The 18,674-nt window shown below is 66.1% G+C and carries 19 protein-coding genes; 17 read left to right on the top strand and 2 right to left on the bottom strand.

What is annotated here, in order from left to right; translation table 11 throughout:
• The first annotated feature begins 143 nt into the window (after nucleotides 1-143).
• The 16 genes from murJ (at nucleotide 144) to ACZBJS_RS31585 (ending at nucleotide 15,314) form a co-directional block, all read left to right on the top strand.
• Complete coding sequence (gene murJ / locus ACZBJS_RS31660) at nucleotides 144-1,682, top strand: murein biosynthesis integral membrane protein MurJ (RefSeq protein ID WP_463439723.1); 1,539 nt, start codon at nucleotides 144-146, stop codon at nucleotides 1,680-1,682.
• Nucleotides 1,683-1,747: 65 nt separating this feature from the next.
• On the top strand, nucleotides 1,748-2,800 hold the full coding sequence (trpS, locus tag ACZBJS_RS31655; RefSeq protein WP_316398802.1) for a tryptophan--tRNA ligase: 1,053 nt from the start codon (nucleotides 1,748-1,750) through the stop codon (nucleotides 2,798-2,800).
• 88 nt (nucleotides 2,801-2,888) lie between these two features.
• Complete coding sequence (locus tag ACZBJS_RS31650) at nucleotides 2,889-3,383, top strand: universal stress protein (RefSeq protein WP_028335525.1); 495 nt, start codon at nucleotides 2,889-2,891, stop codon at nucleotides 3,381-3,383.
• 201 nt (nucleotides 3,384-3,584) lie between these two features.
• The gene (locus ACZBJS_RS31645) at nucleotides 3,585-4,154 is read left to right on the top strand and encodes a NifU family protein (protein ID WP_253588337.1); all 570 of its coding nucleotides are present in this window, start codon (nucleotides 3,585-3,587) and stop codon (nucleotides 4,152-4,154) included.
• 88 nt (nucleotides 4,155-4,242) lie between these two features.
• Nucleotides 4,243-4,938 (top strand): tRNA (adenosine(37)-N6)-threonylcarbamoyltransferase complex dimerization subunit type 1 TsaB, encoded by a 696-nt coding sequence (gene tsaB, locus ACZBJS_RS31640; RefSeq protein WP_316398803.1) that lies wholly within the window; start codon nucleotides 4,243-4,245, stop codon nucleotides 4,936-4,938.
• Entirely contained in the window at nucleotides 4,935-5,420 is a 486-nt protein-coding gene (gene rimI, locus ACZBJS_RS31635) for a ribosomal protein S18-alanine N-acetyltransferase (RefSeq protein WP_057015309.1), read from the top strand. The genes tsaB and rimI overlap by 4 nt, the downstream gene beginning before the upstream one ends.
• A gap of 77 nt (nucleotides 5,421-5,497) precedes the next feature.
• On the top strand, nucleotides 5,498-5,950 hold the full coding sequence (locus ACZBJS_RS31630; RefSeq protein ID WP_016840396.1) for a Fur family transcriptional regulator: 453 nt from the start codon (nucleotides 5,498-5,500) through the stop codon (nucleotides 5,948-5,950).
• A gap of 5 nt (nucleotides 5,951-5,955) precedes the next feature.
• Nucleotides 5,956-6,636 (top strand): HAD family hydrolase, encoded by a 681-nt coding sequence (locus ACZBJS_RS31625; RefSeq protein ID WP_057015308.1) that lies wholly within the window; start codon nucleotides 5,956-5,958, stop codon nucleotides 6,634-6,636.
• A 204-nt stretch (nucleotides 6,637-6,840) separates the two neighbouring features.
• Complete coding sequence (miaB, locus tag ACZBJS_RS31620) at nucleotides 6,841-8,229, top strand: tRNA (N6-isopentenyl adenosine(37)-C2)-methylthiotransferase MiaB (protein ID WP_253588338.1); 1,389 nt, start codon at nucleotides 6,841-6,843, stop codon at nucleotides 8,227-8,229.
• Between the two features lie 5 nt (nucleotides 8,230-8,234).
• Nucleotides 8,235-9,305 carry a PhoH family protein gene (locus ACZBJS_RS31615; protein ID WP_077231173.1) on the top strand — a complete coding sequence of 357 codons (1,071 nt, stop codon included), beginning with the start codon at nucleotides 8,235-8,237 and terminating at the stop codon, nucleotides 9,303-9,305.
• A gap of 68 nt (nucleotides 9,306-9,373) precedes the next feature.
• Nucleotides 9,374-9,871 (top strand): rRNA maturation RNase YbeY, encoded by a 498-nt coding sequence (ybeY, locus tag ACZBJS_RS31610; protein WP_057015306.1) that lies wholly within the window; start codon nucleotides 9,374-9,376, stop codon nucleotides 9,869-9,871.
• A gap of 1 nt (nucleotide 9,872) precedes the next feature.
• A complete protein-coding gene (locus ACZBJS_RS31605; RefSeq protein WP_463439722.1) occupies nucleotides 9,873-10,985 on the top strand; it encodes a hemolysin family protein in 1,113 nt (370 codons plus the stop codon).
• On the top strand, nucleotides 10,982-12,595 hold the full coding sequence (gene lnt, locus ACZBJS_RS31600; protein ID WP_316398804.1) for an apolipoprotein N-acyltransferase: 1,614 nt from the start codon (nucleotides 10,982-10,984) through the stop codon (nucleotides 12,593-12,595). Before ACZBJS_RS31605 ends, lnt begins: the two co-directional genes overlap by 4 nt.
• A gap of 261 nt (nucleotides 12,596-12,856) precedes the next feature.
• A complete protein-coding gene (locus ACZBJS_RS31595; protein ID WP_028335515.1) occupies nucleotides 12,857-13,273 on the top strand; it encodes a helix-turn-helix domain-containing protein in 417 nt (138 codons plus the stop codon).
• A 179-nt stretch (nucleotides 13,274-13,452) separates the two neighbouring features.
• Nucleotides 13,453-14,577, top strand: a complete 1,125-nt coding sequence (locus ACZBJS_RS31590; RefSeq protein ID WP_057015302.1) for a M20 family metallopeptidase — start codon at nucleotides 13,453-13,455, stop codon at nucleotides 14,575-14,577.
• On the top strand, nucleotides 14,574-15,314 hold the full coding sequence (locus ACZBJS_RS31585; protein ID WP_057015301.1) for a tRNA (guanine(46)-N(7))-methyltransferase TrmB: 741 nt from the start codon (nucleotides 14,574-14,576) through the stop codon (nucleotides 15,312-15,314). The genes ACZBJS_RS31590 and ACZBJS_RS31585 overlap by 4 nt, the downstream gene beginning before the upstream one ends.
• 90 nt (nucleotides 15,315-15,404) lie before the next feature.
• Here ACZBJS_RS31585 and ACZBJS_RS31580 read toward each other — a convergent pair whose 3' ends face one another.
• Complete coding sequence (locus ACZBJS_RS31580) at nucleotides 15,405-16,247, bottom strand: phytanoyl-CoA dioxygenase family protein (protein WP_057015300.1); 843 nt, start codon at nucleotides 16,245-16,247, stop codon at nucleotides 15,405-15,407.
• Between the two features lie 217 nt (nucleotides 16,248-16,464).
• Nucleotides 16,465-17,535, bottom strand: a complete 1,071-nt coding sequence (locus tag ACZBJS_RS31575; RefSeq protein ID WP_463439721.1) for a DUF2336 domain-containing protein — start codon at nucleotides 17,533-17,535, stop codon at nucleotides 16,465-16,467.
• A 347-nt stretch (nucleotides 17,536-17,882) separates the two neighbouring features.
• Here ACZBJS_RS31575 and rimP point away from each other — a divergent pair, with 347 nt between their 5' ends.
• Nucleotides 17,883-18,671 carry a ribosome maturation factor RimP gene (gene rimP / locus ACZBJS_RS31570; RefSeq protein WP_016840382.1) on the top strand — a complete coding sequence of 263 codons (789 nt, stop codon included), beginning with the start codon at nucleotides 17,883-17,885 and terminating at the stop codon, nucleotides 18,669-18,671.
• The last annotated feature ends 3 nt before the right edge of the window (nucleotides 18,672-18,674 follow it).

Genomic DNA, 18,674 nt, shown 5'->3' with positions numbered 1-18,674 from the left:
GAGGAGCGCGCAGCGCGTCTCGAAGGATGAACGGCCCGGCTCTGGCCGATTCATCCTTCGAGGCTCGCTTCGCTCGCATCTCAGGATGACGGGTTTAAGACGGCACCACTGGAAGCTATACCTGCTACTGCTATACAAGCCTCATGTTCCGCTCCTTCCTCACGGTCTCCTCGGGAACGCTGGCCTCGCGACTGCTCGGCTTCGTGCGCGATTCCGCGATCGCGGCGCTGCTGGGCGCGGGACCGGTGGCGGATGCCTTCCTGGCGGCATTCCAGCTTGTGAATGTTGTGCGACGGCTGTTGTCCGAGGGCGGACTGAATGCCGCCCTGGTGCCGGCCTGGCTGAAGGCACGCGATGCCGGCGGCTTGGAGGCGGCAACCGCCTTTGCCGGCCGCGTGCTCGGCACCGTCAGCGCCGCGGTGATCGCATCCGCGCTCGTCATCGGCCTGCTGATGCCGCTGGTGATCGCGGCGATCGCGCCGGGTTTTGTCGGCCGCGACACGCTGCAATTCGCCGTCGACGATGCAAGGCTGATGCTGCCCTATCTCGCCTTCGCCGGCCCGGTCACCGTGATGATGGCGCTGCTCAGCGCCCAGGGACGTTTCGCGCTGACCGCGTTCTCGCCGCTGTTGTTCAACATCGCGCTGATATCGGTGATGGCCGTGCTGCTGGTGCGGCAGCAGGAGCCGGCGCAGGCCGCGATTGTCATGGCGGCAACGATCGGCGTCGCCGGCTTCCTGCAACTGTCGATGCTGGCGCTGCGCGGCGCAAGGCTCGCCTCGCCGCTCCGCGTGTCCTTCGATCCTGACATGCGCGGCTTTCTCGGCCGCGCGATCCCCGGCATGGTCGCGAGTAGCGCGCCGCAATGGCTGATGGTGGCAGGCGCGGTGATCGCATCGACCTCGCCGTCGGCGGTGTCCTGGCTCTATTTCGCCAACCGCCTGCTCGAGCTGCCGCTCGGCATTGTCGGCGTCGCCATGGGCACCGTGCTGATCCCGGAGATGACGCGCGCCGTGCGCAGCGGCGAATCCAGCGCAATCGCGCATGCGGAATCACGTGCCCTCGAGCTCGCGGTCGGGCTGGCGCTGCCGGCGACGCTCGGCCTGATGGTGCTGAGCGAACCGATCGTGCGGATGCTGTTCGAGCACGGCGCGTTCACCGCCCAGGATAGCGCGGCAACCGCGCAAGCCTTGATCTGGCTGACGCTGGCCTTGCCGGCGCATGTGCTGGTGAAGGCGCTGTCGCCGGCATTCTTTGCGCGCGAGGACACGCTGACGCCGCTGCTCGCGACGCTGAAGGCGGTCGTGGTGACGATCGCGGCGGCCTTTCTGCTCGGGCAGATTTTCGGTGCGAGCGGAATTGCCGCAGGCATCGCGCTCGGCGCCTGGAGCAACGCACTGGCACTGATCCGCAAGGGGGCCGCGACCTTCGGCTTCTCGATCGATGCCGATGCGCGCCGCCGGCTGCCGCGCATCCTGGCCGCGGCGCTCGCGATGGGCGCCCTGCTCTGGTTCGCGGAGGGCGGGCTGCCGTCGGCCGGTAGCCACGGTTTCGTGCAAGCAGCCTCCCTGCTCGTGCTGATCGCGGCAGGTATCGCCGCTTACGGGCTGTTCTTGCAGCTTTTCGGCGTCACCGGCTGGCGCGAGGCGGTTAACGCCGTCAGGCAAAGGCGCCCCGCCTGACTTGCGCGCGCGGAGCTTAAGTGGCAAACGACGCGGCAAAACTAGCCATTTCCGGGAATTAGACCATGGCGTTCGTTGAACGGGTTTTCTCAGGCGTCCAGCCGACGGGCAATCTGCACCTCGGCAACTACCTCGGCGCCATCGTCAACTTCGTGAAGATGCAGCAGACCCACAACTGCATCTATTGCGTCGTCGACATGCATGCGATCACGCAGGGCGTCGAGGTCTGGGGCGGCCCGGCCGAGCTCGCCCGCAACACCCGCGAGGTCACCGCGGCCTTCATCGCCGCCGGCATCGATGCCAAGAAGCACATCGTGTTCAACCAGAGCCAGATCGCCGGCCATGCCGAGCTGACCTGGATCTTCAACTGCGTCGCGCGGATCGGCTGGCTGAACCGCATGACGCAGTTCAAGGAGAAGGCAGGCAAGGACCGCGAGAACGCCTCGGTCGGCCTCTACGACTATCCGGTGCTGATGGCCGCCGACATCCTGCTCTACCGCGCGACCCATGTGCCGGTCGGCGAGGACCAGAAGCAGCATCTGGAGCTCTCCCGCGACATCGCGCAGAAGTTCAACAACGATTTCGCTGATTCAATTCGTGGTCATGGTTTCGCCGACGGCCTGTTCTTCCCGCAGCCCGAGCCGCTGATCACGGGGCCGGCGACGCGGGTGATGAGCCTGCGCGACGGCACCAAGAAGATGTCGAAGTCGGATGCGTCGGACAATTCGCGCATCAACCTCACCGACGACGCCGACACCATCGCGCAGAAGATCCGCAAGGCGAAGACCGATCCGGAGCCGCTGCCGTCCGAGGAGAAGGGTCTGGAAACCCGCCCCGAGGCCGACAACCTGGTCGGCATCTACGCGGCGCTGGCCGGCATCTCCAAGCAGGAGGTGCTGACGCAGTTCGGCGGCGGGCAGTTCTCCAGCTTCAAGAACGCGCTGGTCGAGGTTTGCGTCGCGAAACTGGCGCCGATCGCCTCCGAGATGAAGAAGCTGGTCGCCGATCCCGGCCATGTCGACGCGGTCCTCGCCGACGGCGCCAACCGCGCCCGCGGCATCGCCGACGAGACCATGCGCATCACCAAGGACATCGTCGGCTTCATCTGCCCGCGCTGACGCGCGAGGCAGGAACTGCGCGCTCCCTCTCCCAAACGGCGAGGGAGTATGGCACCATGGGTTGGTTTGGTTCAGCACCGGGACATGCATGACCACCCAGCGACGAAGCTACGAGTCAGGTCACAAGCCGAAATGCCTCGTCATCGTTGACGACACGGCGGAATGGGACCGCGCGGTCTATTACGCCAGCCGGTGGGCGATCCGGGTCGGCGGCGGCGTCGTGATGCTGCGGGTGATCGAGACCGAGGACCAGAACCAGCAATGGCTCGGGGTCGCCGACATCATGCGCGCGGAGGCCGAGGAAGCCGCCAACGAGGCGCTCGACCGCGCCGCCGGCCGCGCCAACGGCATCGCCGCGATCACCCCGGAGCGGGTGATTCGAGAGGGCGACCCGATCGAACAGATCCTCGACGTGATCGACAAGGACGTCGATATTGCAGCGCTGGTGCTGGCCGCCAACCCGGGCGCCGAGGGGCCCGGGCCGATCATCACCACCATGGCCAAGACCATGGGGGCATTCCCGATCCCGGTAACCATCGTGCCGGGCGGCCTGACCGACGCCGAGATCGACGCCCTGTCCTAACGCGTTACCGGCGCCGGACCCGCTTCCGGGCATGGGTATGCGCCTGGAACCGCGGTTTTGCGGCTTGATCGCGGGCTTTTTAGTTGCCATCTGACTCCTTGATTTGACGCGTTTTCTTCGCGAACCGGTGTCACTTCGCTCGAAAACGCTATAATGGAACCCAACGCGCCGGCCTTAAACCGGCGACGCCGGAGACAGCAGATGTTCATTCAGACCGAAGCCACGCCGAATCCCGCCACGCTGAAATTCATCCCGGGCCGCATGGTGCTCGACGGCGGGACGATGGAATTTTCCTCGCCCGAGTCCGCCGCGCGCTCGCCGCTCGCCGAACGGCTGTTCGCCGTATCCGGCGTCACCGGCGTGTTCTACGGCGGCGACTTCATCACCGTGACCAAGGCGGACGGCGACTGGCAGCACCTCAAGCCCGCGATCCTCGGCGCCATCATGGAGCACTACATGTCCGGCGCGCCGCTGCTCGCCGACGGCACCGCGGCCAGCGACGACGCCCGCGATGAGGAGGACGAGTTCTTCGACGAGGCCGACGCCGAGACGGTCGAGCAGATCAAGGACCTGATCGAGACCCGCGTGCGTCCCGCGGTTGCCAATGACGGCGGCGACATCACCTTCCGCGGCTTCAAGGACGGCATCGTCTATCTCAACATGAAGGGCTCCTGCGCCGGCTGCCCGTCATCGACCGCAACCCTGCAACACGGCATCCAGAACCTGCTCCGGCACTTCGTGCCCGACGTGCAGGAAGTCCGGCCGATGTGATGGAGCGGCGAATGGCGAGTGGCGAATCGCGAATAGCATTCTCCGCAAGACCCCTGTTCGCCATTCCCTATTCGCTATTCGCCCTCCCATGATGATTCTCGCCATCGATACGGCGCTCGACGCCTGCTCCGCGGCGGTGCTCGACACCACCTCCGGCAATACAATCGCCATTGAATCGCAGGCGATGCAGCGCGGCCATGCCGAGGCGCTGATGCCGCTGATCGCTCGGGTGATGAAAGAGAGCGGCATCGGCTTCGCCGGGCTCGACCGCATCGCCGTCACCACCGGCCCCGGCAGTTTCACGGGCCTGCGCGTCGGCCTCTCGGCGGCGCGCGGCCTGGCGCTGGCCGCAGAAAAGCCGGTGGTCGGACTGTCGACGCTCGCCGCCTACGCCGCGCCCGTCGTCGCCGAGAATGGCGCGGCCGCGATCCTGTCGGCGATCGATGCGCGGCATGATCACGTCTATTTCCAGTTGGTCGGCGGCGACGGCAGTCCGATCATCAAGCCGGAGGTGGCGCCGATCGCGGAAGCGCTCGAGGCCTCCCAACACGGCGCGCTGCATCTGGTCGGCAACGCCGCCAATATCCTCGCCGAGCGCTGGCCCGCCGACGCCGCACCGCCGGTCAAGGTCGACCGGCAGCCCGCGCCCGATATTACCTGGGTCGCCTGGATCGGCGCGGCTGTGGATCCTGAAACCGCGCCGCCGCGACCGTTCTATCTGCGTGCGCCCGACGCCAAGCCGCCGAAGGACCGGCTCGAGATCAGCACGCCGCGATCGACATGATCGGCTGGCTGTCACGATGGTGGGGCGGCGGTCCGCCCGCGGTCGAGCCCGCATCGCTGCGCGATGCGGCGCGACTCGCGCAATTGCACGGCGCGTCGTTTCATCGCGGCTGGGGCGAAGGCGAATTCGAGGCGATGCTGACCGAGCGCAACACGCTGGTGCACCGGCTGCGGCAGGGACGCAAGGTGATCGGCTTTGCCGTCTCGCGGATGGCGGCGGACGAAGCCGAAATTCTGTCGATTGCGATCGATTCCAATCAGCGCGGCCGCGGCCTGTCGCGCGACCTGCTGCTGACCCATCTCGGCCATCTTGCCGGCCGCGGCATCCGCACCATCTTCCTCGAGGTGGAAGAGAACAATCAGCCGGCGCGACGGCTCTATGAAAAGGCCGGATTCGGCGTGATCGGCCGCCGCGAACGCTACTACAAGCAGCCCGGCGGGGAACATTTGAACGCGCTTCTGATGCGGCGCGACTTGTCGTAACATCGGCGCGATGGCAGAACAGCGCCCTGCTCTGCCATCCAAGGCTCAAGGACTGGCCAAGGACCTGCCAAGGACCCATGACGACGGTGAAAATCACGCCTGCGCAGAAGAATACCGGCATCGAGGCGCGCTGCGCCGCGACCGGCATGCGCATGACCGAACAGCGCCGTGTGATCGCACGCGTGCTGGCGGAGGCCATGGATCACCCTGACGTCGAGGAGCTCTACCGCCGCTGCGTGGCGGTCGACGACAAGATCTCGATCTCGACCGTCTACCGCACCGTCAAGCTGTTCGAGGATGCCGGCATCATCGAGCGCCACGACTTCCGCGAGGGCCGCGCGCGCTACGAGCAGATGCCCGAGAGCCATCACGACCACCTGATCAATCTGCGCGACGGCAAGGTGATCGAGTTCACCTCCGAAGAGATCGAGAAGCTGCAGGCCGAGATCGCGCGCAAGCTCGGCTACAAGCTGGTCGATCACCGTCTCGAGCTGTATTGCGTCCCGCTCGACGAAGACAGCAAGTCGTAAGCCGGGTGAGTTTCGACCTCGTCATCTTCGATTGCGACGGCGTGCTGGTCGACAGCGAGGTGATCTCCTGTCGCGCGCATGCGGAGACGCTGACGCGGCACGGCTTTCCGATTACACCCGACGGCGTGCTGAAGCGCTTCCTCGGCGTGTCCGACCGCGAGGCGCGGCGGATCGTCGAGAGCGAGATCGGCCGCGCGCTGCCCGAGACCTTCGAGGCCGAGGTCAAGCACGCGACGCTGAGCTTCTATGCCGACGATCTCAGCGCGATCGCGCATGTCGGCGAGGCGATCGCCGCGCTCGGCTTACCGAAATGCGTGGCGTCGAGCGGCACGCCGGAAAAGATCCATCACGGCTTGACCTGCGCCGGGCTCTACGACCAACTCGCGCCGCATATTTTCTCCGCCACCCAGGTCAAGCGCGGCAAGCCGGCGCCCGATCTCTTCCTGTTCGCGGCGGCGCAGATGGGCGCCACCCCCGCGCGTTGCGTCGTGATCGAGGACAGCGTGGCCGGCGTCACCGGCGCCCGCGCCGCCGGGATGACCGTGCTCGGTTTTTATGGCGGCAGCCACTGCACGGCGGAACATGAGGGGATGCTGCGCCAGGCCGGCGCGGCCGTCACCTTCGCCGATATGCGGAAATTGCCCGATTTGATCGCCCGGGTGGGGGCCACGGCGAGCGCTGACTGACCCTGCGAGGTCATTCCGGGGCGCGACCGAAGGGAGCGAACCCGGAATCTCGAGATTCCCCGGTGCGTAATTGCGCACCTGAGGTTCGATGCTGACGCATCGCCCCGGAATGACGTCCAGACCGCTGGATTTTCCCCGGTTTAAGCTATATTTCAGCCTCGGCGCCCCGATGGCGCCGTTTCCATTTTTCACTCTCAGGGTTCCATGACGACGCCGCGCAAGCTGCACATCAAGTCCTATGGCTGCCAGATGAATGTCTACGATGCGCAACGCATGGCGGACACGCTGGCCGGCGAGGGCTTTGTCGAGACCGCGAGCGCCGAAGACGCCGACCTCGTCATCCTCAACACTTGCCACATTCGCGAGAAGGCGTCGGAGAAAGTCTATTCCGAGCTCGGGCGGCTGCGCGTCGCCAAGGACGAGGCCGCGCGGGCGGGCCGCGAGATGAAGATCGCGGTCGCCGGCTGCGTCGCGCAGGCCGAAGGCGCAGAGATCATCCATCGCGCGCCGACCGTCGACATCGTGGTCGGGCCGCAGAGCTATCATCATCTGCCCGAGCTGTTGAAGCGCGCCAAGGCAAACGGCCGCGCGCTGGAAACGGAATTCCCGGTCGAGGACAAGTTCGGCTTCCTGCCGCAGCCGAAGCCGGATGCGATCCGCGCCCGCGGCATCTCCGCCTTCGTCACGGTGCAGGAAGGTTGCGACAAGTTCTGCACCTTCTGCGTGGTGCCCTACACACGCGGCGCGGAAGTCTCGCGTCCGGTCGCCAGGATCATCGACGACGTGAAGCAGCTCGCTGATAATGGCGTGCGCGAATTCACGCTGATCGGACAGAACGTCAACGCCTATCATGGCGAAGGCCCCGACGGCCGCGTCTGGCCGCTCGGCAAATTGTTGCAGCGCCTCGCCGAGATCCCCGGCGTCGCGCGGCTGCGCTATTCGACCAGCCATCCGCGCGACGTCGACGACGCCCTGATCGCGGCCCATCGCGATTTGCCCGAATTGATGCCGTTCGTGCACCTGCCGGTGCAATCGGGGTCGGACCGGATCCTTGCCGCCATGAACCGCAAGCATACCGCCGATGACTACCGGCGCGTCATCGACCGGTTCCGCGCCGCGCGGCAAGACATTGCTTTTTCATCAGATTTTATCGTGGGCTTCCCCGGAGAGACCGCGGAAGAATTTTCCGCCACCCTCGCGCTTGTCACGCAAATCGGATACGCTGCGGCGTATTCATTCAAGTATTCGCCACGACCGGGCACGCCGGCGGCGGAGATGCGGGAGACAGTGTCAGCAGCCGAGATGGACGAGCGCTTGGGGCGGCTTCAGGAATTGATCGACAGCCAGCAATCGGCCTTCAACCGGGCTGCGATTGGCACAACGGTCGATGTGCTGTTCGAGCGCGCCGCGCGCAATCCGGGCCAGATCGTCGGCCGCACCGCCTATCTGCAGCCCGCCCATGTGATGGCGTCGCCTGACATCATCGGCCAGGTCCTCCCGGTGAGGATCGACAGCCTCGAGCGCTACAGCCTGATCGGCGAGCTCGCGACGCGACCCGTGCCCGGCCTCATTTCGCAGACCATTGGAGCCTGAAATCCTTGCCCAAAAGCGCATCGGATTCGTCTTCGCTCGCTCCCAGCCGCAAACCTGACCGCGACATGCAAATGCCACCTGAGACCCGGCCCCCTGAAACTCAGGTCGTCATCGATTTCGACGACAACCGCGCGGCATCCGCGCTGGTCGGCCCCTACGGACAGAATCTGGCGCTGATCGAGCGGCGGCTCGGCGTCGTGGTCGATTCCCGCGGCAATCATCTCACCATCGCAGGCTCCCGCGACGGCTGCGACGCGGCGCGGCGCGTGCTGGAGACGCTCTACGCGCAGGCCGTCGAAGGACACGACCTCGATCAGGGCGAGGTCGAAGGCGCGATCCGCGCCGTGATCGCACAGGGCTCGCTGTTCGAATTCGACAACAAGACCGCCAAGCCGACCTTCGAGACCATCAATCTGCGCAAGCGTCCGGTGCGCGCCCGCACCGCGGCGCAGGATTCCTACATCCGCGCCCTGAAGCGGCATGAGCTGGTGTTCGGCATCGGCCCGGCCGGCACCGGCAAGACCTGGCTCGCGGTAGCCCATGCCGCGCAGCTGTTCGAGCGCAAGGAGGTCGATCGCATCATCCTGACGCGGCCCGCTGTCGAGGCCGGCGAGCGGCTCGGCTTCCTGCCCGGCGACCTCAAGGAGAAGGTCGATCCGTATCTGCGCCCGATCTATGACGCGCTGTACGATCTGATGGACGCCCGCGTCGTCGAGCGCGCGCTGCAGGGCAACGAGATCGAGATCGCCCCGCTCGCCTTCATGCGCGGCCGCACCCTGACCAATGCCGCCATCATCCTCGACGAGGCGCAGAACACCACGACGATGCAGATGAAGATGTTCCTGACGCGTCTCGGCGAGAACAGCCGGATGATCGTCACCGGCGACCCGTCGCAGGTCGACCTGCCGCATGGCCAGGCCTCGGGCCTCACGGAAGCCGTGAAGCTGCTCGACGGCGTCGAGGGCATCGCCCAGGTGCATTTCAAGGCCGAGGACGTCATCCGCCATGAATTGGTGGCGCGCATCGTGGCCGCCTATGAGGGATTGCCGCAAAAGCCGGCAAACGCCAGATCTTGAGACCAATAGCTTCGGCCGCGAGCCCGCACGATGCGGGATCCGGCCATAACGCAGATTTTGAAACCAACGTGTCCGCTTTTCCTGCCACCGAGGTTCTCGTCACCGCCGAATGCTGGCAGGCCGAGCCCAATGCCGACGCGGTGATCCACCGCGCCATCGAGGCTGCCGCTGAAATCGCCGATGCCGATGTCGCCGACGCCGAGCTTGCGGTGATGCTGACCGACGATGCCGGTATCCGCACGCTGAACGCCAACTGGCGCAGCATCGACAAGCCGACCAACGTGCTGTCGTTCCCGGCGCTGCAGCCCGAAGGCGCCGGCGGACCCGACGATGCCCCGCGCATGCTCGGTGATATCGCGATCGCCTATGAGACGACTCGGCGGGAAGCCGATGAAGAAGGGAAACCGTTCGACCATCATTTGAGCCATCTCGCGGTGCATGGCTTCCTGCACCTGATCGGTTACGACCACGAGAACGATGACGATGCCGAGGACATGGAGGCGCTCGAGCGCGAGGTCCTCTCTTCCCTCGGCATTCCCGACCCCTATGCGGATCGGACCGCCTGACATGCCGGATTCCGAACCGACCCACGACAACCCGCGCAACGTGAGCAACCTGCCCGCCGTGGTGCATGAGGGCGAGGTGCAGCGCCCGGCGGCCGAGGGCTGGCTGGTGCGCGCGATCCGCACCCTGTTCGGCTGGAAGGCCGGCTCGGTGCGCGACGATTTGCAGGTGGTGCTCGACGCCTCGACGCCCGACGATGTCGGCTTCTCGGCGATCGAGCGCACCATGCTGCGCAACATCCTGTCGCTGAACGAGCGGCGGATCGCCGACGTCATGGTGCATCGCGCCGACATCGTCGCGGTCAAGCGCGACATTCCGCTCGGCGAATTGATGAGCCTGTTCGAGAGCGCGGCGCATTCGCGGCTCGTCGTCTACAACGAAACCCTCGACGACCCCGAGGGCATGGTGCACATCCGCGACCTGCTCGCCTTCATGACCGCGAGAGCCCGCGTCACCGACGCGACCAAGACGAAGCGCAAGAAGCCGTTCCCGGCGGGGCTCGATCTGCGCAGCGTCGATCTCGCGCTGCCGCTGTCGGAAGCCAACATCATCCGCAAGCTGCTCTATATCCCGCCGTCGATGCGCGCGATCGACCTGCTGGCGCAGATGCAGGCCTCGCGGATCCATCTCGCTTTGGTGGTCGACGAATATGGCGGCACCGACGGACTGGTGTCGATCGAGGATATCGTCGAGCAGATCGTCGGCGAGATCGACGACGAGCACGATTCCGACGAGCCGCCGTCCATCGTGCGCCAGCCGGACAGCTCCTTCATCGCCGATGCGCGCGCCAGCCTCGACGATGTCCGCTCGGTGATCGGCGAGGATTTCGTGATCGGCGACGCCGGCGAGGAGGTCGAGACGCTCGGCGGTTACCTCGTATCGTTCGTCGGACGCCTGCCGGTGCGCGGCGAGGTGATTTCGGGACCCGGCAATTACGAGGTCGAGGTGCTCGACGCCGATCCGCGGCGGGTCAAGCGCGTGCGCATCAGCGCGCGCAAGGACCGGCCGACGCCGCGCAAGGAGCGCGAGCGGCGCCGCGAGCAGGCGCCGGACTCCGGAAACCCGCAGGCGAATGACAACCTGCCGCCGCCCGGCGAGGGAGCCGGTCCGCAGTGAGGCTGTCCGACAAGCTCCGATCGATCGGCCTTGCAATCATCCTGACCTGGGGATGGAAACGCGCCGTCCTCGCGCTCGCGGCCGGCGCGCTGTCTGCGCTGGCGATGGCGCCGTTCAACGCCTGGCCGGTTCTGTTTCTCACCTTTTCCATCGCGGTCTGGCTGATCGACGGCAGCGCGGCCGGCCGCTGGCGCGGTCTGCCTGCCGCGGCGCTGTCCGGCTTCTGGTTCGGCCTCGGCTATTTCGTGCCGGGACTGTACTGGATCGGCTACGCCTTCTTCGTCGATGCGGACACCTTCGCCTGGCTGACGCCGTTCGCGGTGCTCGGCCTGCCTGCCTATCTCGCTTTGTTCACCGCGTTCGGCTTCGCGCTGGCGCGGCTGATCTGGCCGCGCGACGCCTCGCGCGTGCTGGCGCTCGCGGTCAGCCTGACGATTTCGGAATGGCTGCGCGGCCATCTCCTCAGCGGCTTTCCGTGGAATGCGTTCGGCTACGCACTGACCGAGCCGCTGGCGCTGGCCCAGACCGCGTCGCTGATCGGGCTCTGGGGCATGACGTTCCTGGCCGTCGCGATCTTCGCAAGTCCGGCCGTGTTGATCGATGGCGCCTCGCGCGGCCGCAAGCCGTGGCGCGCGCCGGTGGCCGCGGTGCTGGTTCTGGCGGCGATGCTGGCGTTCGGCGTGGTCCGCCTCGCGCAGCAGCCGACCAGGTTGGTCGACGGCGTCAAGCTGCGCATCATGCAGCCCGATCTGCAGCAGGACGCCAAGTTCAACTACTCCGCCAAGGCGGCGGTGATGCAGAAATATCTCACCCTGTCGGATCGCGCCTCCGGGCCGCACGCCACCGGCGTGAAGGATGCCACCATCCTGATCTGGCCGGAATCCGCGTTTCCGTTCTTCCTGACCAAGGAAGCCGACGCGATGGCGCAGATCGCCGACCTGCTGCCGAAGGGAACCGTGCTGATCACCGGCTCGGTGCGCGCGCCCGATCTGCCGCCCGGCGTCCGCGTGACGCGCGCCTATAATTCCATCTACGTCATCGACCACGACGGCAACGTGCTTGCGGTCTACGACAAGCTGCATCTTGTCCCGTTCGGAGAATATCTGCCGTTCCAGGACTGGATGGAGAAGCTCGGCTTCGTGCAGCTCACCAAGGTGCAGGGCGGCTACATTCCCGGCACGATCCGCCGCACGCTCGATATTCCGAATGCACCGCGCGCCCTGCCGCTGATCTGCTACGAGGCGATTTTTCCCGGCAATGTCGTGAGCCGCGACGACCGTCCCGGCTGGATCGTCAATGTCACCAATGACGGATGGTTCGGAATCTCGACCGGCCCTTACCAGCACCTGCAACAGGCCCGGCTGCGCACCATCGAGGAAGGCCTGCCGATGGTCCGCGCCGCCAATACGGGCATCTCGGCCGTGATCGACCCGGTTGGCCGGATCGTCGCGCAACTCGGGCTCGGCATCGAAGGCGTGCTCGATGCCGGCCTGCCGGCGGCCATCGCGCCGACGATCTATGCGCGTGTCGGGAACGTCCCCGCCGCTGTGATTGTGATCACAGCCCTGGCGTTCGTGTTGCGGCGGCGGTTTGTGAGGCGAAAAGCCTGACGGCTGCATATCGCCGGTTGTCGCGAACCCGAAAAAACGTCGAAATTTACCTCAGTATGATTCCACCAGTTGACAGATCGACCGTGCACTTCGCATTGTACGGGTCCACGCGAAATCACAAGCCAAGTCAGCCCCTTTGCGCAAATTGTCCGCATTTCGTCCCGATCCTCCTTGCAGGATTTGACGGCACCGGCGCCTGAGGCATACTCCACTTCCAACTTGCCTCATCCACGGGCGCGCAATCCCTTAGGAGAGTTGGAGATGTCCACCAAAGCGCCCAATCCTGTTGACAAATATGTCGGCAGCCGCGTCCGTATGCGACGCATCATGCTCGGCATGAGCCAGGAGAAACTGGGAGAGGCGCTAGGCCTGACGTTCCAGCAGGTGCAGAAATACGAGAAGGGCACCAACCGCGTCGGCGCCAGCCGGCTGCAGCAGATCTCCGAAATCCTGCAGGTGCCGGTCTCCTTCCTGTTCGACGGCGGCCCGAGCGGGGTCAAGACCGCCGACGGCTTCAGCGAGGGTGCCTCGCCGACCTACGTCTCCGATTTTCTGGCAACCGCCGAGGGCCTGGCCCTGACCCGCGCCTTCACGCGGATTGCGGACGCCAAGCTCCGCCGCAGCATCGTCGAACTTGTCGAGCAGATCGCGGCGCGCGAGGCGGCCGAGCAGGCCTGATTCAGCCATATCCGTTTGAGAGATCGTCAAATCTGGAATATGCCATTCCGGCGCGCGCCAACGCGATGAGCTCAGCTTGAGCATCATCGCGCTTGAGCGCCTCCTTTGAGCATGATTCCTGATCGTGCTTCGGCGCGTGCGCGCAATGACAAAGCGAACTCACAGGCGACGACAACAGCATGTCCAGCAATCCGTTCGAAACCGCCGTGATTCTCGACGGCATCCGCCGCTGGGTCGAGATCGAATCTCCGACCGAGCGGCCCGATCAGGTCAACAAGCTGGCTGATCTCGTCGCGTCGGGCTATCGCGACCTGCCGGCCACGGTGGAGCGCATTGCGGGACGCGACGGCTGCGGCGACCATCTGGTGACGCGCTCGTCCTGGGGCCAGGACGCGCCGGGCATCCTGGTGCTGAGCCATCTCGACACAGTTCATCCGATGGGATTCATCGAACGGTTACCATTCAAGGTCGACGGCGACAGCGCCTTCGGCCCCGGCATCTACGACATGAAGGGCGGAGCCTACCTCGCCCATCATGCGTTCAGGCAGGTCTGCGCCGACGGCGCGCGCCCGCCGCTCGGCATCACCCAGCTCTACGTATCGGACGAGGAGATCGGCAGCCCGACCTCGCGGGCGCTGATCGAGGCCGAGGGCCGCAAGGCGAAATACGTGCTGGTGACCGAGCCGGCGCGCGACGGCGGCAAGATCGTCACCGGACGCAAGGGCGTTGCGCGTTTCGACGTGTTCATCAAGGGCGCGCCGGCCCATGCCGGCACGCGCCCCGAGGACGGCCGCAGCGCGATCCGGGAGCTCGGCAATGTGATCCAGGCGCTGGAGGCGATGAACGACCTGAAGCGCGGCGTCACCGTCAATGTCGGCGTCGTCCGCGGCGGCACCAAGCCGAACGTGATCGCCGAGGAGGCCTATGCGGAAGTCGACATGCGCGTGCCGACGATGGCCGACGCCGACGAGCTGGTGCCGAGGATCCTCGGAATCACCTCACGCACCGAGGGCGTCAGCGTGAAGATATCGGGCGAATTGAACCGTCCGCCCTATGAGAAAAGCAACGCCGGCGCCGCGCTCTACGAGCACGCCAAGGGGCTGGCCGCCGAGCTCGGCTTCGAGCTGGTGGATGTGTTCACCGGTGGCGGCTCCGACGGCAATTTCACCGCGCCACACACGGCGACCCTCGACGGCCTCGGCGTCGACGGCAAGGGCGCGCATACCCATTACGAGCAGCTCTACATCTCGTCGATCGAGCCGCGCGCGCGGCTGCTCCACCGTCTCTATCAAACGCTGCGATGACACCGGCTCCAGGCGACCGCGGCGATCGCGATTCCCCCGACGACGGCGCGATGGCGCATGCGCGCGGCTCGTTCTTCGGACGGCGCAAGGGCCACAAGCTGCGCCCGCATCAGGCCGACCTGATCGACACTCTGCTGCCGCATCTGGCGGTCGACATCTCGGCGCCCGCGCCCGAGGCGCTGACCGAGTTGTTCGATGACGGCATCGAGAATGTCAGGCTCGAGATCGGCTTCGGCGGCGGCGAGCATCTGATCGCGGAGGCACAGGCCTTTCCGGCCACGGGCTTCATCGGCTGCGAGCCCTATGTCAACGGCATGGCGAAGATCCTGACTCAGATCGAGGCGCTGAATATCGGCAATATCCGCCTGTTCGCCGGCGACGCGGCCGAACTGCTGGCCTGGGCGCCGACGCGTTCGCTTGCGCGCATCGACCTGATCCATCCCGATCCCTGGCCGAAGCGGCGGCACTGGAAGCGGCGCTTCGTGCAGGATGCGACGGTCGCTGCGATGACACGATTGCTGCCGCCGGGCGGCGAATTCCGCTTCGTCAGCGACATCGACGACTATTGCGCCTGGACGCTGGCGCATCTGATGCGCTCGCCCGACTTCGCCTGGCTCGCCGAGCGCGCGATCGACTGGCAGCAGCCGTGGCCGAACTACACAATGACGCGCTACGGCGCCAAGGCCGAGCGCGAAGGGCGCAAGGCGGCGTATTTGAGGTTCAAGCGCTTGCCTTGACGCCGTCATTCCGGGGCGTGCGAAGCACGAACCCGGAATCTCGAGGTTCCGGGTTCAATGCTTCGCATCGCCCCGGAATGACGGATATCTTCACGCCTGCCCCGCCAGCCGCGCCTTCCTGACGTCGGTCGCCTCCCACACCATCCGCTTGCCGCGCTCGCGGCCGAGCAGCTCGATCGGATCGTGATTGTCGATGTGGCCGAACTGGCCCTTGTAGACGCTGTAGCCGCACAATTCCTGCAGCCGGCGCGGAAAGCGAGCCGCGGTCTCGCGCGGAATGCCGAGCTGCAGGTTCTCCTGCTGCCGCATCCAGCCCCAGCAATAGGCGCAGGAGAAGGCAAAGCGCCTGGCGTCGCTGCTGTTGGCGCCGCCGCCATGCCACAGCGCGCTGTCGAACAGCATCACGCTGCCGGCCGGCATGGTCGCGGTGACCGCGTCGTACTCCTTGCCGTATTCGGGCGACAAATCGAATTTGTGGCTGCGCGGGATGATCCGCGTCGCGCCGTTATCTTCGCGGAAATCGGACAGCGCCCAGATCGCATTGATCGTGATCGGAATGTGCGGCCGCGGCAACGGGATCAATTGGGTGTCTTCGTGAATCGGCTGCGCTTCCTGGCCGGGCCCGAGCACCAGCGAGCAGAACGACGACAGCAGGCATTCCCTGTCCAGCACGCGTTCGACCACCGGCAGCACGTTGTCATGCAGCGGCACCTCCCAGAACAGATCGTCATAGGTCAGGAGGTTGTTGATGCGCAGCGTCTTGAAGCCTTCGAACGACGTCCTGGCAGGTGCGAGATTGTGCTCGCTCTCGATTCTCAGCACCGCCGCCTTCAACCCCTCGACCAGATCGGGCGAGGCGGCGCGCTCGATCACGGTGTATCCGTCGTCGCGGATCCGCGCGGCGTGCGTTTGGATGTCGGCGTCCGTCAGCATGGCAATCTCCCTGTTGGCGCTGTGTCGCGCCTTGCGGAAAGCATAGCGGAACGATTTTGGGTTTGGGAAGTGTGCACGATGATCCGTCATGCTGAGGAGGCCGCAAAGCGGCCGTCTCGAAGCACGACGGCCCGGCTGCAACAGCGTGGCCGTGCATCCTTCGAGACGCGGCTGCGGCGCTCCTCAGGATGACGGAGCCAAGAGCAGTTAGCGTGAACTAGCGCGACTTCCAGAACTCCACGACGCGCTGCGCCGTCGAGGGCATCAGGCGCACGAAATTCACCCGCGCACCTTCGATATCGGCAGGAGACGGCACGCGGTTCGGCCCGAGCCGCATCAGGATCAGGGCGCGCACGGTCGGCCATTCGAAGCCGATCGTCTTGCTGGCGATCAGGATCGGATCGTAACGGTCGCCGGAGATCAGGCGATCGAGCGTGACGATTTTCACGCCGGCCATCGCGGCGAGCGCCGCCACGCATTCCTCATATTTGAAGGCCTTTGCGAAGCCGGCCACCGCGGCCTCGTTCAATTCGCCGGCGCGATGCAGTGCCAGGATGGCGCGCTGCGCGGCCGTGAAATCGCGGCCCTCGACCTGAACGGTCACGCCCTCGATCTCGGTCATCGCCAGCTTGATCTCGGCTTGGCGTTCCGGCTTGGCGACGGCATGCAGACGGCGGCGGATCACGTCGATCGAGCCGGCGAGCAGGCCCTTCAGATGCTCGGGCGGAAGATCATCGCGGCGGCCGATCCGCAGCGTCAGCACGCCGTCCTGGCTGGCGCGTTGCACGAGCGTCGTGAAGGAGGCGTCCGAGAACGCCGCGCCCGCATTGCCGGCCGCGCATCGGATGACGTCGCGATCGCCGCGTCGGACGAGGACGTCGGTCAGCGCAGTCGAGAGCTTCGATCGCTCGGCCATCGCGAGCAGATGGCCCTGGCCCTTGGCATTGGCGATCTCGACCAGCACCTTTTCGTCAATCACCGGCGATCGGCGCAGCAGCGGCCCCGCGATCGCGACCTCGTCGTCGCGGGCGAGCTGCCCGACCAGATGCCGCGGCGCGTTGGCGAGCAGCGCGAGCCGTTCGGCGAGATCGACCCGCGCGGCAAGCTCGGCATGCGGGACCAGGCTGGTCAGCACCCCGTCGAACAGGTCGATATGGTCGGGACGGAAGCTCGCGGCGCCCTGCAGGAACAGCTCGCCGAGCCGCCGCGCGGCCTCGGCGCGGCGCTTGGGGTCGCCGCGGCGAACGATATCGTCGAGTTCCGGGATCAGCGCAGGGGCTGTCGTCATGGGCCTTGTCCAACCGGCGACTTCTGCCGATTTTCGGCAATCTATGGTCCCGTTCGTAAACGGAGGGTTAGATCAATCCGGCATCCGGAGAGCCGTAAAATCGCCTCCCGCCGGACCCGGGGGCCTTGCCGGACCCGGGCAAAAGAGCTATATCCAGCGCAACTTATGGTATCTCATACGATCGCGTAGGAGAGTGGGCCCCCCGGGACCCGCTCTTTTTTATTACCTGACGGGACCCAACGAGGCCGGGTCCGGTTTGGGTAGCGTTAGCGGCCCCTTAAGGCCACCTGAACAACACAACAGACCTCGGCAGCCTTTAAGACCTTAGACAGCCTTTGACACTGGATATGACCGAACCGACCGCCACGTCCGTGGACACCGAACTGCTCGCCGAGCCGCGTCTCGTCGTCGAGCCCGGGGTCGCGGCGCGCGTCGCCGCGGTCGCGGTCCCGGTGCTGCAGGGCATGGGCTATCGCCTGGTGCGCATCAAGGTCTCGGGCGATGCCGGCTGCACCGTGCAGATCATGGCGGAGCGACCCGATGGCTCGATGCAGCTCGAGGATTGCGAGGCGATCTCGCGCGCGCTGTCGCCGGTGCTCGATGTCGCCGACCCGATCGAGCGTGCCTACCGGCTGGAAATCTCGTCGCCCGGCATCGACCGCCCGCTGGTGCGCCGCTCCGACTTCGAGCGCTACACCGGGCATCTCGTGAAGATCGAGATGGCGGTGGCGCATCAGGGCCGCAAGCGGTTTCGCGGCGTGCTTGCCGGCGTCGAGGGCGATGCGGTGCGCATCAGGCGCGACGATCCGCGTCCGGACGAGGACGCCGAGGTTCTCCTGGTGATGGAGGACATCTCGGACGCGCGGCTGGTGCTGACCGATGAGCTGATCGAGGAATCGATGCGCCGCGGCAAGGCCGCCGAGCGCGAGCTGCGCCGCGAGCTCGGCCTCGCGCCGCCGCAACCGGCCCACGCCAAGAAGAGCGATCCGGCGAAGAGCCAGAAGCCGAAACCCAAGCCTGGTGATAAGCCTGCTCACAAGCCCGGCAAGAAACCGGCTCCGACTAACACCAAAAAGCACCGCCTGGCGGCCGAGCGCGCGCGCCGTGGCGAGATCGATCCATCCGAAGGAGACTAAGCC

The sequence above is a fragment of the Bradyrhizobium sp. KZN70725 genome, from assembly GCF_055264925.1.
This window is presented reverse-complemented; position numbering and strand designations above follow the sequence as displayed.

Excerpts from the sequence above, each read along its gene's own strand:
- murJ (WP_463439723.1), top strand. The coding sequence starts at position 144 with ATGTTCCGCTCCTTCCTCACGGTCTCCTCGGGAACGCTGGCCTCGCGA.
- trpS (WP_316398802.1), top strand. The coding sequence starts at position 1,748 with ATGGCGTTCGTTGAACGGGTTTTCTCAGGCGTCCAGCCGACGGGCAAT.
- ACZBJS_RS31650 (WP_028335525.1), top strand. The coding sequence starts at position 2,889 with ATGACCACCCAGCGACGAAGCTACGAGTCAGGTCACAAGCCGAAATGC.
- ACZBJS_RS31645 (WP_253588337.1), top strand. The coding sequence starts at position 3,585 with ATGTTCATTCAGACCGAAGCCACGCCGAATCCCGCCACGCTGAAATTC.
- tsaB (WP_316398803.1), top strand. The coding sequence starts at position 4,243 with ATGATGATTCTCGCCATCGATACGGCGCTCGACGCCTGCTCCGCGGCG.
- rimI (WP_057015309.1), top strand. The coding sequence starts at position 4,935 with ATGATCGGCTGGCTGTCACGATGGTGGGGCGGCGGTCCGCCCGCGGTC.
- ACZBJS_RS31630 (WP_016840396.1), top strand. The coding sequence starts at position 5,498 with ATGACGACGGTGAAAATCACGCCTGCGCAGAAGAATACCGGCATCGAG.
- miaB (WP_253588338.1), top strand. The coding sequence starts at position 6,841 with ATGACGACGCCGCGCAAGCTGCACATCAAGTCCTATGGCTGCCAGATG.
- ACZBJS_RS31605 (WP_463439722.1), top strand. The coding sequence starts at position 9,873 with ATGCCGGATTCCGAACCGACCCACGACAACCCGCGCAACGTGAGCAAC.
- ACZBJS_RS31595 (WP_028335515.1), top strand. The coding sequence starts at position 12,857 with ATGTCCACCAAAGCGCCCAATCCTGTTGACAAATATGTCGGCAGCCGC.
- ACZBJS_RS31590 (WP_057015302.1), top strand. The coding sequence starts at position 13,453 with ATGTCCAGCAATCCGTTCGAAACCGCCGTGATTCTCGACGGCATCCGC.
- ACZBJS_RS31585 (WP_057015301.1), top strand. The coding sequence starts at position 14,574 with ATGACACCGGCTCCAGGCGACCGCGGCGATCGCGATTCCCCCGACGAC.
- ACZBJS_RS31580 (WP_057015300.1), bottom strand. The coding sequence starts at position 16,247 with ATGCTGACGGACGCCGACATCCAAACGCACGCCGCGCGGATCCGCGAC.
- ACZBJS_RS31575 (WP_463439721.1), bottom strand. The coding sequence starts at position 17,535 with ATGACGACAGCCCCTGCGCTGATCCCGGAACTCGACGATATCGTTCGC.
- rimP (WP_016840382.1), top strand. The coding sequence starts at position 17,883 with ATGACCGAACCGACCGCCACGTCCGTGGACACCGAACTGCTCGCCGAG.